The organism is Mycobacterium heidelbergense, assembly GCF_010730745.1.
Taxonomy (GTDB): domain Bacteria; phylum Actinomycetota; class Actinomycetes; order Mycobacteriales; family Mycobacteriaceae; genus Mycobacterium; species Mycobacterium heidelbergense.
Genome location: NZ_AP022615.1, coordinates 1,652,916 through 1,667,279 on the forward strand (window position 1 = coordinate 1,652,916; position 14,364 = coordinate 1,667,279).

Here is a 14,364-nt window from a genome sequence, read left to right on the forward strand (position 1 = left end):
ATCCGCATGTGCACCGATAACAACCCCGCCGAACAGTCTCGCCCGGAGGCCCAAACCTTCGCGACGACAGCGGAATTCCTCGCCGCGATCCAACCCGGCATGCACCTGTGCAGCAGTGACTTCAACGGCTGGGGCGTCGTCGAATCCGTCGACACCGCCGCGCCCGCGGTCGTCGGCGTCACCAACGCCGACCAGAGGCGGGTCCGCGTCCCGGCCGACACGCTCATCGACATCCGCGGCGGCCACTGCGTCCGGATCGACCGCGTGCGCGCCACGCTCGACGGGCAGGGCTGGGAGATCTGAGTGCTCGCCACGTTCCGACTGCCCACCGCCGAAACGTGGTCCGACCCGTGGCCGATGTATCGCGCGCTGCGCGACCACGACCCGGTGCACCACGTGGCGCCGCGGGCGGAGGGCGGCGGGAACTCACCCGGCTACTACGTGTTGTCCCGGCACGCCGATGTCTGGTCGGCCGCCTGCGACACCGAAACCTTTTCCTCGACCCTGGCCGCGGCCGTCGAGCACAACGGCCTGAAACCCGCCGGTTCCCAAGGCAATCCCTCGCAGGTATTGCAGGACTCGTCGGAGCACGCCGAGTTCCGCAAACTGGTCTCACACGGTTTCGCGCCGCGGCTGGGGACCATGGAATCGACGGTCCGCGAGTTTGTGGTGGAACGCATCGAGCGGATGCGCGCCGACGGCGGCGGCGACATCGTCGCCGACCTGTTCAGGCCGCTGCCTTCGGTGGTGGTCGCGGAGTACCTGGGCATCCCGGAGGATGACCGGGTCCACTTCGACGGCTGGGCGGAGGCCGTCGCCGCCGTCACCCTCGCCGAAGGCGGTCTGGCCACCGCGTTGCGGGGTGTCATCGGGCCGCTCGCGACGATGATGTCGTACTTCACCGAGCTGATCAGGCTGCGCCGACTCGTGCCCGGCGACGACACCGTCTCGCAGCTGGTGACGGCGGGGCCCGGCACGCAGTCGGTGCTCGCGTTCATCGTCGCCATGATCGCCAACGGCATCGACACCACCACGGGCATGCTCGCCGGCTCCGTGCAACTGCTGCACCAGCGTCCCGATCAACGCACACTGTTGGTCGAGAACCCCGAGTTGATCCCCGGTTCCATCGACGAGTTCCTGCGGCTGACATCCCCGGTGCAGGCCATGAGCCGCACCGTCACCCGCGACGTCACGATCCGCGGGACCGCGATCCCGAAAGGCCGCCAGGTGCTGCTGCTGTACGGCTCCGCCAACCGCGACGAACGCCAATACGGCCCGGACGCCAGCGACTTGGACGTGCGGCGGCAGCCTCGCAACGTCGTGTCTTTCAGCCAGGGCGTGAACCGTTGCCTGGGCGCGGCCGCGGCCCGGATGCAGTCGCGGGTCGTCCTGACCGAATTGCTGTCCCGCTGCCCGGATTTCGAGGTCGACGAGCCCGGCATCGTCTGGGCCAACAGCAGCCACGTGCGACGACCCGTGTCGGTTCCCTTCCGGATCGGTTCGTGACCGCCGAGGAATTGGCGCCCGGCCCGGCGGCGCCGGCGGCCGCGGAGGTGCCCGCGACCCGCGGCCGGCCGCGATGGCGGCGCCGCGGAATGGGCTGGCGCACGGCCCTATTGACGGCATTCCTGCTGGTGACCGTGGCGGCGTCGCTGACGGTGGGGCGCTATCCGGTCGGGGTCGGCGCGGTGCTCCACTTCACCGCGCTCGATCACGTCGACCAAACGGTGCTGACCAGGATCCGATTGCCGCGGATCTGGTGCGGCATCTTGGTCGGCGCCGGGCTCGCCGTCTCCGGGGCCGGGTACCAGACGATGTTCCGCAATCCCCTGGTGTCCCCGGCCATTTTGGGTGTGTCGGCCGGCGCCGGGTTCGGCGGGGCGCTCGCCCTGCTGCTCGGCCTGCCGTACTGGCAACTCGACGCGATGGCGTTTGTCGGGGGGCTGGCGGCCGCGGCCTTCTCGATGGTCGTCGCGCGCGCCATCGGCCGAGACTCGATCGTCCTGCTGGTGTTGGCGGGGGTCGTGGTCGGCAGCGTGTTCGCCGCGCTGATCTCGGTGACCGAATACCTGGCCAACCCCGACGACACCTTGCCGGCCATCACGTTCTGGCTGATGGGTGGGCTGGGCCGCCAGCAGTTGGGCGGGCTGATCGCGCCCACTGTCGTCATCGCCGTTTCCCTGGTGCTGCTCTACGCGGTGCGCTGGCCGCTGACGGTGCTGGCTTCCGGTGACGAGGACGCCCGCACCCTGGGCGTCAACACCCGCCGCACCTGGGCCACGGTCGTCGTCGCGTGCACCCTGATCACCGCCACCACCGTCAGCCTGGCCGGGGTCATCGGCTGGGTCGGCCTGTTGGTGCCGCACGCGGCACGGGCCATCGTCGGGCCCGCGTTCGGTCGGATCATGCTTGCCGCGGCGCTGCTCGGTGCGGCGTTCGTCGTGGGGGTCGACGACGTGGCCCGGGCGGCGACCTCCGTCGAGATCCCGCTGGGCATTCTCACCTCATTGATCGGGGCGCCGTTTTTCCTCCTGGTGCTGGCGAAGGTGCGGCGGCAGTGGGCGTAGCGCTCGAGGTCGAACGGTTGTCGTTCGCGTACGGCAAGGGCGGCCCCCGCCTGGTGGAGGTGTCGTTGACGGTTCCCGACGGTCGGATGTGCTGCCTGCTGGGGCCCAACGGCGCCGGCAAGACCACGCTGCTGCGCTGCCTGCTCGGGCTGCTGACGCCGCGATCGGGCGCCGTGCGGCTGGCCGGCCGGCCGATCGGCCAGCTGTCCCGCCGCCAACTGGCCCGCCGGATCGCCTACGTGCCGCAAAGCAGCAGCACCCCCTTCCCGTTTTCCACCCTCGACATCGCGGTGACCGGGCGCACCCCGCACCTGCGGGCGTCGGCCTCCCCGTCGGCGGCGGATCGGCGCGCCGCGGCCGCGGTGCTCGACGAGCTGGGCATCGGCGCGCTGGCCGACCGGCCGTTCTCGGTGCTGTCCGCCGGCGAACGCCGGCTGGCGTTGATCGCGCGCGCGATGGTCCAGGACGCGCCGGTGCTGGTGCTCGACGAGCCCACGGCGGCCCTGGATTTCGGCAACGAGGCCCGCATCCTGCAACTGGTCACCGACCTGACCCGGGCGGGGCGCACGGTGCTGATGACCACACACCAGCCCTGGCATGCGCTGCTGTGCGACGACCAGGCGGTGCTGATGCGCGACGGGCGGATCGTCGGCGACGGGCCCGCGCCGGGCGTCGTCACCGCGCAGCGGCTCAGCGAGCTCTACGAGGTGCCGGTCCGGGTGCTCACCTCCGTCGACCCGTCCACCGGGCGGCCGGTCTACGCCTGCGCGCCGATCGTCGGCGCGCCGGCCGCGGCCGCGGGCCCCAGCGCCGGGCCCGTCGCGGCCGATGCGAGGCCTTCCCCTGGCGCGCTTAATGAAAATGATTATCATTAAGGCGTGCCTTCACAGACTGCCGACCTGTTGCCCGTCACCGTGCTCTCCGGATTCCTGGGAGCCGGGAAAACGACCCTGCTCAACCACGTGCTGGCCAACCGGGAGGGCCGACGGGTCGCGGTGATCGTCAACGACATGAGCGAGGTGAACATCGACGCGGCCCTCATCGCGGGGACCGGTTATCTGGACCGCACCGAGGAGAAGCTCGTCGAGCTGACCAACGGCTGCATTTGCTGCACCCTGCGCGAGGATCTCATCGAGTCGGTGGCCCGCCTGGCGTCCGACGGCCGTTTCGATTACCTGCTGATCGAGTCGACGGGGATCTCCGAACCCATGCCCGTCGCCGCGAGCTTCAGCTGGGAATTCGACAACGGGTTCAGCCTCGGCCGGGTCGCGCGGCTGGACACCATGGTGACCGTCGTCGACGCGTCGACGTTTCTGCGCGAGATCGCCCGCGGCGAGGCGCTGGCGGCGCGCGACCTCGCCGCCGGCGACGGCGACGTCCGCACCATCGCCGACCTGCTGGTGGACCAGGTGGAATTCGCCGACGTCATCCTGCTCAACAAGACCGACCTGGTCGGCGAGGAAACCTGCGCGAGGGTGGCCGCGGTGCTGCGGCGCCTGAACCCGTCGGCGACGATCGTGCCCACCGATCACGGCCGGGTGGCGCTGTCGGAGGTGCTCGACACCGGCCTGTTCGATCCCGACCTCGCCGCGCAGTCACCGGGCTGGGAGCGGGAGATCACCGACGGGCACGCGCCCGAGACCGAGGAGTACGGCATCAGCAGTGTGACGTTTCGCGCGCGGCGGCCCCTGCATCCGCGGCGCCTGCATGCGGCGCTCGGGCAGCTTCAGGGGGTGTTGCGCAGCAAGGGTTTCTGTTGGATCGCCAGCCGGCCCGACATCGCGGCGATCTGGTCCCAAGCCGGACCCAACCTGGTGATCGAACCGGCGCAGTACTGGTCGACCGCCGACTTCCGCCCCGGCCAGGAAATCGTGTTCATCGGGGTCAAGCTCGACCGCGACCGGGTGCTGGGCCTCATGGAGGCGGCGCTGCTCACGGACGCCGAACTGGCCGAAGGCCCGCGGCGGTGGATCGGCTACCCCGATCCGCTGCCACCCTGGGACACCGTGCACGCCCACTGACCCCAGGCGCGCGGCTCGGCCCCACGCCTGGGGCCGCCGTCAACGAGCCGCTTGGCGTCCTGCTGACCCAAGCGTCCCAAAGTCGCGCGTTAATCCCTTTTGTCACATCGCTGACTCGCTGGCCGGCATAGGCGATGTGCCCGACTCACAGCGACAGCCAACCGCTTGTCGCTACGAGGCGGGCAACGAAGTAGGTGCCCGCGATGCCGAGACGCACGTGACCAATGTGACCACCACGGCGCGACCGCCGCGGCGTGGTGGTCACGTCCATAGCGCGCACGTGGTCTCGAACCTGCCTTCAGCGCTGGCTTTTTCGGCTTAGCGTCGCCACCACCGCAGTCTCGGCGGCCCAGCGAACGGCTCCCGACGATCTTCCCGGCGAGCCGCTAGTCGTCGCGCCCCTCGCTCTCGTCCGCCCCGTCCGGGTGCCAGGTGCCCGGCACCATCGGCATCTTTGGACCGCCGCCGAATTCGTCGCCCGCCAGCGTCGCCAGGCCCGCGGCCCTAACGGCGGTTTCCTTGCGCGCGGTGCCGGCGAAACCCAGGTCTCCGACGCCGTGATCCGAAGCCGACACGGCCGGCTCCCCATCGGGCGGGCCACCCCAGTCCGGATCGACGTCGACATTCATGTCCATGAATTCGTCGCCGTAGCCGCGCTGCCGCTGCCGGCGCCGCCGCCGCGCCCGGGCCGCCTCCCGCGCCGCCGCCGCGGCGGCCGCGGCGGCGGTATCGGGTTCCGGCGCCTTCCTTTTCGCGCTGGAGCTGGCCCGGCTGCTCATCCCCGAGCCGGACCCGATGCCGGGTGGGCCCACCACGTAGGGGGGCAGAAAACCCACCCCGCCCGCGGCCGCGGGCGGCGGTGGCGCCGGCGCCGGGCCGGCGGGGGCCGGCGGGCTCGGCGTCGGGGCGGGTGCCGGCGCCGTCGCAGGGGCCGCGGCCGGCGCGGCGATTGAGGTCAGCCCCACGGCCGGCAACACGCTGGGCGCGGCGGCGACGGGCGCCAGGGCGGGCGCCACGGATTGGGGCAGAGCGGCCAGCCCGGCCAGCCCCCCGAAGCCGCCCAGCGCCCCCAGGGAGGTGGCGGGGAGCGCCGCGACGGCCAGCGCCGGGTTGGAGACCGTGTAGATAAGGACTTCTTCGATGTGGGTCGGGAAGTCGAACAGTTGCCAGCTGATCAACCACTGAAAGGCCTGCACCGGATTTTGCGTCAGGTCTACCCCGAAATTCTGGAAATCCTCAAAGAGTTCGAGGCTTCGGGCGACCCAGAACATCGCCTGGCCGGGATCCGCATAATCGTCGTAGTCCAGTCCGTTGAGCGTGCCCCCCGCCGGATCCCAATTGATCCCGACGTGCTGCAGCATGCTCGCGACGAAGTTATCGAGCACATTGTCGACCGTCGGGTCGTGTGCGAGTTGACTATTTCCGACGCCGAGGTTCTGCATAAAATCCACGAACCATTGCGGCAGCCCGAGCGGGTTGTCGGTCTGGCTGTTGTTGAACAGGATGTTCACGATCTGCTGCTGCAGCCCCAGCGGGTTTTGCAGGAACTGCTCGATCTGCTGCAGGACCCCCTGCAGGAACCCCTGCACGGGGTTGGAGTCCGCCGTCGACTGGGCCGGCGTTTGCGCGTCGGATTTCAGGATTTGCGGCGCGGGGGTGGTCTGCGGCGTCGATACCACCGCCGCGCTGGATACCGCTTGGTAGGCCGCCATCGTGGTGGCGGCCTGAACCCACATCCGCACGTAGTCGGCCTCGTTGAGCGCGATCGGGATCGTGTTGAGCCCAAAGAAATTCGTGGCCACCAGCACCCCGTGAACCGCGTGGTTGGCGGCCAGTTCGGCCAGGGTCGGCATGGCGGCCAGCGCGGCGGTATAGCCCGCGGCCACGGTCTCGAGCTCGGAGGCCGCGGCGACGCTGCCGGCGCTGGCCTGCATCAACCACGCCAGATACGGCGCATGCGCGGCCACGTACGATTCCGCGCTCGGCCCGTCCCACGCGCCGGCCTGCACCCCGGCCAGCAGCGCGATGAGTTCGTCGGCCGCCGCGGTGTATTCGGCACTCAACGAGTTCCACGCCCCCGCCGCGGCCAGCAAGGGCCCCGGCCCCGGACCGCTGCTCAGCAAGGCCGAGTGCACCTCCGGCGGCGAAGCCATCCACACCGGCGCCGTCATCGTCGGCCTTCCACGAGGACATGTGACGACGCCGCGGCCGCGCCGGCGGCGGCCAGGTTTTCGGGCGCGACCCGCGAGGTCATAGGCAGGCACTCCATGATCGGAAAGGGTGGGCTGATCGACCACGCAGTCTAATGAAAATGATTGTCATTAACAACTCATCACAACCCAGGCGGGGAACCCGCCGATCTTTATGTCAGCGGACGATGTATTGTTTGGCCAATGCTGACGTATGAGGCTCGTGAATCGGCGCTGGCCCGGTTGGGCCGCGCGCTGGCCGATCCGACGCGGTGCCGAATCCTGCTGGCCTTGCTCGACGGCGCGAGCTATCCCGGCCGGCTTGCCTCCGAACTCGGAGTGACGCGGTCGAATGTCTCCAATCATTTGTCCTGTTTGCGTGGCTGCGGATTGGTGGTGGCCAGCTACGAGGGCCGGCAGGTCCGTTACGAGCTGGCCGATGCGCACCTGGGTCGCGCTCTGTCCGAGCTGGTTCAGGTGGTGCTCGCCGTCGACAGCCACGAAACATGCGTTGACGAGGCCCCACCGCCGGCGCTGACGGCCCGCGTTGAAGCGCTCGGTGGGTGACGGCGGTGTCGGCCGGCGGATCGCGCCGTCCGACGAATGCCCCGTCCCGGTTACCGCGAATCCCGTTGACGCCCAACGCCGCATCACCTTGTCGCGGCGCGTGCGCATGCTGGTCGCCGCGACGATTGCCTACAACCTCGTCGAGGCCACGGTCGCGATCGGTGCCGGGTCGGCGGCATCGTCGACCGCGTTGATCGGGTTTGGGCTGGACTCGGTGATCGAGGTGTCGTCGGCCGCCGCGGTGGCCTGGCAGTTCTGCGGCAACGATCCCGAGGCGCGAGAGCGCGCCGCTTTGCGGATCATCGCGGCGTCCTTCTTCGCGTTGGCGGGCTACGTGACCGTCGAGTCGGCGCGATCGCTGTTCGGCGGGGAAGCCGCCGGACACTCGACGATCGGAATCGCCGTGGCCGCGGTGTCGCTGGTGGTCATGCCGCTTCTGTCGTACGCGCAGCGCCGCGCCGGGCGCGAGTTGGGTTCGGCCAGCGCGGTCGCCGACTCCCAACAGACGCTGCTGTGTACCTACCTGTCCGGGGTGCTGCTGGTCGGGCTGTTGCTGAATTCCCTCGTGGGCTGGTCGTGGGCCGACCCCGTCGCCGCGTTGGTCATCGCGGCCGTCGCGGTCCGGGAGGGCCGCCGCGCGTGGCGGGGCGAGCACTGTTGCTGACGTGCCGCCCGGACCAGCTAGACCAGCGGACGCCCCGTCCTGATCCGGCGGTCGACGTCCCGCAACAGGACGTTGAACGGGAATTGCCGCACGAAGCGCGGCAGCGCGCGGTTGACCGTGCGCAGCACGGCCACCAGCCGGTCGAAGCGCCGTTGCCTGGCGGCGTCCCACGGCAGCCGCATCTCGTCGCGGAACCGCTGCGGCAGAAAGCCCGTCGTGATCAGCAGCGCGAGGCTGTCCGACGCGCGCTGCAGCGGGCGCGGCAGCGTCACGCCCCGAATGCGGCCCGCGGCAATGGGATACAGGTAATCCCGGACGGCGTCGTCGATGTGCACCGTGGCCAGCGACTCCCGCCAGTACCGGTCGAAGGCGGCCCGGTCCGCCGGCCACCGCTCCGGGGGCACCTGCAACGTGGTGACCAGCGTCATGCCCTCGCGGTAATGGCGGTCGGCGTCAGCGCCGTCCAGTTCCCCGATGAACATGCGGTGGATGTCGACCGCGCCCTTGTACAGGCAGGCCCCCACCCACAGCTGCAGGTCGACGTCGAAGGCGTTGTACGGCACCGGGCTCTCTTCGGTGGAGTACACCTGCGCATGCGCCCGGTTCACCGCCCGGCGGAACGCCTCCTTCTGGGCATCGCTGCCGGCGGTCGCCACCGCGAGATAGGTAAAGGTGGTGCGCGCCCGTTTGATCGGATGCAGGTCCACCCGGCCGCTTTCGACGCGGCTCTCCAGCACGCCGTAGCCGACGCCGGGCCGCGCCAACTGCATGATCACGTTCGCCGGGCCGGCCAGCAGCGCCACGCCCATCAAACCGTCGTCGATGCCCGGCGCGCGCCCGCGCCGGCGCGGGCGGGGCGGGTCGGCGATGGGGCGCTCCACATGCCGGGTCGGCTGGTGAATTGCCATAGTCGGTCCTCCCACGGCCCCCGCCCGCTAAATATGCGAACGACTGTTTCCTGATATTGTCCTGTGCCCGGCATCGGTGTCAAGATGGTGGTTATGCCCAAAGCTTCGCGGCCCTACGGCGGCGTCGAGGCCGCCGAGCGGCTGGCCGCCCGGCGGCGCCGCTTGCTGGCCGCCGGGCTGGAACTGCTGGGGTCGCAACGGCAGGACGTCTCGGCGCTGACGGTGCGGAGCATCTGCGCCCAATCCGGCCTCGCGGCCCGATACTTCTACGAAAGCTTCACCGACAAGGACGAATTCGTCGGTGGGGTGTTCGATTGGGTGGTCGCCGAGCTGGCCGCCACCACCCAGGCCGCGGTGGCGGCGGTGCCGGCGCACGAGCAGACCCGCGCGGGAATGGCGAACATCGTGCGAACCATCGCCGGCGATGCCCGCATCGGGCGGTTGCTGTTCAGCACGCAGCTGGCCAACCCGGTGATCGTGCGCAAGCGCGCCGAGTCCAGCGCGCTGTTCGCCATGCTGTCCGGCCAACACGTCGGCGACGCGCTGCGCGTCCCGGCAAACGACCGCATCAAGGCCGCGGCGCATTTCGTGGTCGGCGGCGTCGGACAAACGATCAGCGCCTGGCTGGCCGGCGACGTCCGGCTCGACCCGGACCAGCTCGTGGATCAGCTGGCGTCGCTGCTCGACGAGCTCGCCGAGCCAAAGCTGTACTCGGACAAGGCGGTCACGGAAACAACGGCAGCTGCCACAACCGCATCCCGGGATTGAGCAACCACAGCCGCATCATCGTGAGCCGCAACAGCCGCTGCGCGCTCAAGATCATGAAGACCGCCAGCGGCACCTCGATCAGCAGGGCGGTGGCGACCGACAGCCAGACGTCCCTGGGCCCGGCGGTCATGAGGTCAAACCACGCGTCGCAGATCAGCAACACCCCGGTGGTGAACGCGGCCGGAACCAGCAGCTGACGCCGCAGGTAGCCGAGCACCGCAGTGGCCACCATGAACGCGACCAACAGAACGTCGAAACCGATCCACGTGACGGGCCAGTTGTGGGCGACGTAGTTCCCCGGCAGCGTCACGGAGAGATACCCGAGCCAGGGGATCATCGCGATCGCGCCACCGATCATCAGGCCGAGCCGGACGCGGCGTATCCGCCCGAGGAACGCCGGGTCGATCACGTCGCTCAGGGGCTGCTCCAGCCGGGAGATCAGGTCGCGCCGCTGCTCGGGCGTCAGCGCGGCGATCTGGGCGTCGGACAAAATCCCGTCGGTCATCTCTGCCCTAACGTACGGCCTCCACCGGAGGCCGGCGGTCGGCCGCGGTCCTGGGCACGGCCTTGTTATCGCTCGTGTCGAATTCCTTGACCCAACAGGCAAATTCGAGCGTGATGCCGTCGGGGTCCTGAAAGTAGAACGAGCGCACGTACACCCCGGGATGCACCGTCGCGGACACCTGCATCGCGCTTTCGTCGTGGTTGAGCACCGGCCCCACCCGCACGCCCTTGTCCTTGAGCCGCTGCCGGTAGGTGTCGAACTTCTCGGCCGGCACGTGGAATGCCAGATGGTTCATGGTGCTCACGGCGCTGGTGATGTCCCCGATGCCCGGGATGGCACCCGGCGACGAGATGCCGGGCACCCGGTCGGGGGCGTCGGCGAACCAGAAGAACGCGACGCAGTCGCCGTTGCCGGCGTCGAAGAAGAAGTGCTGCCCCACGCCGCCGGGCAGATCCAGCGATTTGATCAGCGGCATGCCGAGGACGTTGGTGTAGAAGTCCACGGTGCGCGCCATGTCCGAACACACCAGCGCGACGTGGTTGATCCCGCCGAGCTCGAATTCGGTGTTGACGTTGTGCGGCTTGATCATCTTGCGGCTCCCATCGGTCCGCGCGGGTCCTGGCCAGGGTCCGAATCCGAATCTAACATCAGGTTCGCCGGCGTCCTTCTATAACTACTATGACTCCAAAGAGGCGATGGTCCGCCAAATGGCGAGGAGCGAGCCGAATTGACCCGTCACAACGGCGCCGCCGGGGTTGTCCGCGAGTTCGTCGGGTTGCCCTCGCCCACCGCCGGGCGCGCCGGAGCCGGCGGGCATCCGTGCCAGGGGCTGTACCACCGCGGCGTGGACCGCAAGCCGACGGTGGCGATGATCGCCACCCACTACCAGATCGACTTCTCCGAGCACTATCTCGCCGACCACATGGCCGCCCGCGGCATCGGATTCCTCGGTTGGAACACCAGGTTCCGCGGTTTCGAGAGCAGCTTTTTGCTTGACCACGCGCTGGTCGACATCGGTGTCGGCGTTCGTTGGTTGCGGGAGGTCCAGGGCGTGGACACCGTTGTGCTGCTGGGCAATTCGGGGGGAGGCTCGTTGATGGCCGCCTACCAGTCGCAGGCCGTCGAACCGAACGTGACCCCGCTGGAAGGCATGCGTCCGGCGGCCGGGCTCACCGAGCTGATTCCCGCCGACGGCTACGTCGCCACCGCCGCGCATCCCGGTCGCCCGGACGTGTTGACGTCATGGATGGATGCCGCGGTCGTCGACGAAAACGACCCGGTGGCCACCGATCCCGACCTCGACCTGTTCAACGAGGGCAACGGCCCGCCGTACTCGCCGGAGTTCCTCGCCCGCTACCGCGGCGCGCAGACCGCGCGCAACCACGCCATCACCGACTGGGCCGAGGCGGAGCTCAAACGCGTTCGTGCCGCCGGTTTTTCGGATCGGCCCTTCACCGTGATGCGAACCTGGGCCGATCCCCGCATGGTTGACCCCACCATCGAGCCCACCACGCGTCAGCCGAACATGTGTTATGCGGGCGTCCCGGCCAGGGCCAACCGGTCCGCGCGCGGCATCGCCGCGGCCTGCACCCTGCGCAACTGGCTGGGCATGTGGAGCCTGCGGGTGGCGCAGACCCGGGCGGAGCCGCACCTGGCCCGCATCGCCTGCCCGGCCCTGGTGATCGAGGCCGAGGCCGACACCGGGGTCTTTCCGTCGGACGCGCAGCGCATTTGCGATGCGCTCGCCGGCACCGACAAGGCCCGGGCGTCGATCGACACCGACCACTACTTCACCACCGACGGCGCCCGGAGCGAACAGGCCGACACGATCGCCGGGTGGATCGCCACGCGGTGGCGCTGAGGGTCCTGGCCCCGGTGGTCAACCAACCGACCGGTTGTTAGCTTGGAGGGTGCCCGGCACAACGAACCCCGAAGGCTGTGGGAAGGCGACCAATGCCGATCGCAATAACCGCTGAGCATCAAGACCTGGCCGACTCGGTGCGGTCCCTGGTCGCGCGGGTGGCGCCGTCGGAGGTGCTGCACGCGGCCTTAGAAACAGGGCTGGAGAGCCCGATCGAAAATCCCCCGCCCTACTGGCAGGCCGCGGCCGAGCAGGGGCTGCAGGGCATGCATCTGGCCGAATCGGTCGGCGGGCAGGGCTTCGGCATCCTCGAGCTGGCCATCGTGCTGGCCGAATTCGGCTACGGGGCGGTGCCCGGACCCTTTGTGCCCTCGGCGATCGCCAGCGCGTTGATCTCCGCGCACGACCCGGACGCCAAGGTGCTCTCCGAGCTGGCGTCCGGCGCCGCCATCGCCGCCTACGCGCTCGGTCCCGGCCTGACCGCGACGCGGCACGGCCCGCACGAGGAGGCGCTGGTGATCCGCGGCGAGGTCCGCGCGGTTCCGGCGGCGGCCCAGGCGTCCGTGCTGGTGCTCCCGGTGGCGATCGACAGCGGCGAGGAATGGGTGGTGCTGCGCGCCGATCAGCTCGAGATCGCGCCGGTCAAGAGTCTGGACCCGCTGCGTCCCATCGCGCATGTGCGGGCCAACGCCGTCGAGGTCGGCGACGAGGCCGTGTTGAGCGACCTGACCATGGCGACCGCGCACGCGCTGATGTTCACCCTGCTGTCCGCCGAGGCCGTCGGGGTGGCGCGCTGGGCGACCGATGCGGCGTCGCAGTACGCGAAGATCCGCGAGCAGTTCGGCAGGCCGATCGGCCAGTTCCAGGCCATCAAGCACAAGTGCGCCGAGATGATCGCCGACACCGAACGCGCCACCGCCGCGGTGTGGGACGCGGCGCGCGCCCTGGACGAGGCGCGCGGGGCCTCGCCGGACGTCGAATTCGCGGCCGCGGTGGCGGCGACGCTGGCGCCGGCGGCGGCCCAGCGGTGCACGCAGGATTGCATCCAGGTGCACGGCGGCATCGGTTACACCTGGGAGCACGACACGAACGTCTACTACCGCCGGGCGCTGATGCTGGCCGCCTGCTTCGGCCGCGCCTCGGAACACCCGCGGCGAGTGGTGGACACCGCGACGACGACGGGCATGCGGGCGGTGAACATCGACCTGGACCCCGACACCGAGAAGCTGCGGGCCGAGATCCGGGCCGAGGTCGCCGCGCTCAAGGCGATGGACCGCGAGCCGCGCAAGGTCGCGATCGCCGAGGGTGGGTGGGTGCTGCCGTACCTGCCCAGGCCGTGGGGACGCGCGGCCAGCCCGGTCGAGCAGATCATCATCGCCCAGGAATTCACCGCCGGGCGGGTCAAGCGGCCGCAGATCGCGATCGCGGCATGGATCGTGCCCTCGATCGTGGCGTTCGGAACCGAGGAGCAAAAGCAGCGCTTCCTGCCGCCGACCTTCCGCGGCGACATCTTCTGGTGCCAGCTGTTCTCCGAGCCGGGCGCCGGGTCGGACCTGGCCGGGCTGACCACCAAAGCGGTCCGGGCCGACGGCGGCTGGCGCATCACCGGGCAGAAGATCTGGACCACCGCCGCGCAGTACTCGCAATGGGGCGCGCTGCTGGCGCGGACCGACCCCTCGGCCCCGAAACACAACGGCATCACCTACTTCCTGCTCGACATGCGCAGCGAGGGCGTCACGGTCAAGCCGCTGCGCGAGCTCACCGGGAACGCCATGTTCAACACCGTCTACATCGACGACGTGTTCGTGCCCGACGAGTGCGTGCTGGGCGAGGTGAACCGGGGCTGGGAGGTCAGCCGCAACACCCTGACCGCGGAGCGGGTGTCGATCGGGGGCAGCGACGCGAACTTCCTGGCGACCCTTCCCGAGTTCGTCGAGTTCGTGCGCGACGGGCAGTTCGACCAGGTGGCGCAACACCGGGCCGGGCAGCTGATCGCCGAGGGCCACGCCGCCAAGGTGCTCAACCTGCGCTCCACGCTGTTGACGCTGGCCGGCGGTGACGCGATGCCGTCGGCGGCGATCTCCAAGCTGTTGTCGATGCGCACCGGCCAGGGCTACGCCGAGTTCGCGGTGTCCTCGTTCGGCACCGACGCCGCGATCGGCGACACCGACGAGTTAGCGGGCAAGTGGGGCGAGTACCTGCTGGCCAGCCGGGCCACCACCATCTACGGCGGCACGTCGGAGGTGCAGCTCAACATCATCGCCGAGCGGTTGCTGGGCCTGCCCCGCGACCCCTGAGCGACGGTCGCGGCGCC

The 14,364-nt window shown here is 69.9% G+C and carries 14 protein-coding genes; 10 read left to right on the plus strand and 4 right to left on the minus strand.

Annotated features, from left to right (window positions below; all coding sequences use genetic code 11):
* Positions 1-6: 6 nt before the first annotated feature.
* Genes G6N25_RS07885 through G6N25_RS07905 form a run of 5 tightly spaced genes read left to right on the plus strand, consistent with a single transcriptional unit; the run spans position 7 to position 4,588 of the window.
* Entirely contained in the window at positions 7-303 is a 297-nt protein-coding gene (locus G6N25_RS07885) for a hypothetical protein (protein WP_141772881.1), read from the plus strand.
* Complete coding sequence (locus G6N25_RS07890; RefSeq protein WP_269473861.1) at positions 304-1,506, plus strand: cytochrome P450; 1,203 nt, start codon at positions 304-306, stop codon at positions 1,504-1,506. It abuts the gene before it with no gap.
* On the plus strand, positions 1,503-2,567 hold the full coding sequence (locus G6N25_RS07895) for a FecCD family ABC transporter permease (RefSeq protein WP_232065719.1): 1,065 nt from the start codon (positions 1,503-1,505) through the stop codon (positions 2,565-2,567). Before G6N25_RS07890 ends, G6N25_RS07895 begins: the two co-directional genes overlap by 4 nt.
* Positions 2,558-3,442: an ABC transporter ATP-binding protein gene (locus G6N25_RS07900; RefSeq protein ID WP_232065720.1), complete on the plus strand. Its 885-nt coding sequence runs from the start codon at positions 2,558-2,560 to the stop codon at positions 3,440-3,442. The genes G6N25_RS07895 and G6N25_RS07900 overlap by 10 nt, the downstream gene beginning before the upstream one ends.
* Positions 3,443-3,445: 3 nt before the next feature.
* A complete protein-coding gene (locus G6N25_RS07905; RefSeq protein ID WP_083076043.1) occupies positions 3,446-4,588 on the plus strand; it encodes a GTP-binding protein in 1,143 nt (380 codons plus the stop codon).
* Between the two features lie 386 nt (positions 4,589-4,974).
* On the opposite strand, the gene G6N25_RS07910 is transcribed toward G6N25_RS07905, so the two are convergent.
* Positions 4,975-6,759 carry a PPE family protein gene (locus G6N25_RS07910; RefSeq protein ID WP_083076044.1) on the minus strand — a complete coding sequence of 595 codons (1,785 nt, stop codon included), beginning with the start codon at positions 6,757-6,759 and terminating at the stop codon, positions 4,975-4,977.
* 222 nt (positions 6,760-6,981) lie between these two features.
* Between G6N25_RS07910 and cmtR the strand changes: the two genes are divergently transcribed.
* Together cmtR and G6N25_RS07920 are read left to right on the plus strand one after the other, a co-directional pair.
* The gene (gene cmtR / locus G6N25_RS07915) at positions 6,982-7,344 is read left to right on the plus strand and encodes a Cd(II)/Pb(II)-sensing metalloregulatory transcriptional regulator CmtR (protein ID WP_083076046.1); all 363 of its coding nucleotides are present in this window, start codon (positions 6,982-6,984) and stop codon (positions 7,342-7,344) included.
* Positions 7,345-7,450: 106 nt separating this feature from the next.
* Positions 7,451-8,008: a cation transporter gene (locus G6N25_RS07920; protein WP_083076064.1), complete on the plus strand. Its 558-nt coding sequence runs from the start codon at positions 7,451-7,453 to the stop codon at positions 8,006-8,008.
* A 17-nt stretch (positions 8,009-8,025) separates the two neighbouring features.
* On the opposite strand, the gene G6N25_RS07925 is transcribed toward G6N25_RS07920, so the two are convergent.
* Complete coding sequence (locus tag G6N25_RS07925; RefSeq protein WP_083076047.1) at positions 8,026-8,916, minus strand: oxygenase MpaB family protein; 891 nt, start codon at positions 8,914-8,916, stop codon at positions 8,026-8,028.
* A 93-nt stretch (positions 8,917-9,009) separates the two neighbouring features.
* On the opposite strand from G6N25_RS07925, the gene G6N25_RS07930 reads away from it, so the two are divergent.
* Positions 9,010-9,684 carry a TetR/AcrR family transcriptional regulator gene (locus G6N25_RS07930; protein ID WP_142272801.1) on the plus strand — a complete coding sequence of 225 codons (675 nt, stop codon included), beginning with the start codon at positions 9,010-9,012 and terminating at the stop codon, positions 9,682-9,684.
* Here G6N25_RS07930 and G6N25_RS07935 read toward each other — a convergent pair.
* Both G6N25_RS07935 and G6N25_RS07940 read right to left on the minus strand, forming a co-directional pair.
* A complete protein-coding gene (locus tag G6N25_RS07935) occupies positions 9,641-10,189 on the minus strand; it encodes a hypothetical protein (RefSeq protein ID WP_083076049.1) in 549 nt (182 codons plus the stop codon). The two genes, G6N25_RS07930 and G6N25_RS07935, sit on opposite strands and share 44 nt — an antisense overlap.
* Positions 10,190-10,196: 7 nt before the next feature.
* Positions 10,197-10,778, minus strand: a complete 582-nt coding sequence (locus tag G6N25_RS07940; RefSeq protein WP_083076050.1) for a VOC family protein — start codon at positions 10,776-10,778, stop codon at positions 10,197-10,199.
* 138 nt (positions 10,779-10,916) lie between these two features.
* Here G6N25_RS07940 and G6N25_RS07945 point away from each other — a divergent pair, with 138 nt between their 5' ends.
* Together G6N25_RS07945 and G6N25_RS07950 are read left to right on the plus strand one after the other, a co-directional pair.
* The gene (locus tag G6N25_RS07945) at positions 10,917-12,050 is read left to right on the plus strand and encodes an alpha/beta hydrolase (RefSeq protein WP_083076052.1); all 1,134 of its coding nucleotides are present in this window, start codon (positions 10,917-10,919) and stop codon (positions 12,048-12,050) included.
* A 92-nt stretch (positions 12,051-12,142) separates the two neighbouring features.
* Complete coding sequence (locus G6N25_RS07950; RefSeq protein ID WP_083076053.1) at positions 12,143-14,347, plus strand: acyl-CoA dehydrogenase; 2,205 nt, start codon at positions 12,143-12,145, stop codon at positions 14,345-14,347.
* Positions 14,348-14,364 lie beyond the last annotated feature (17 nt).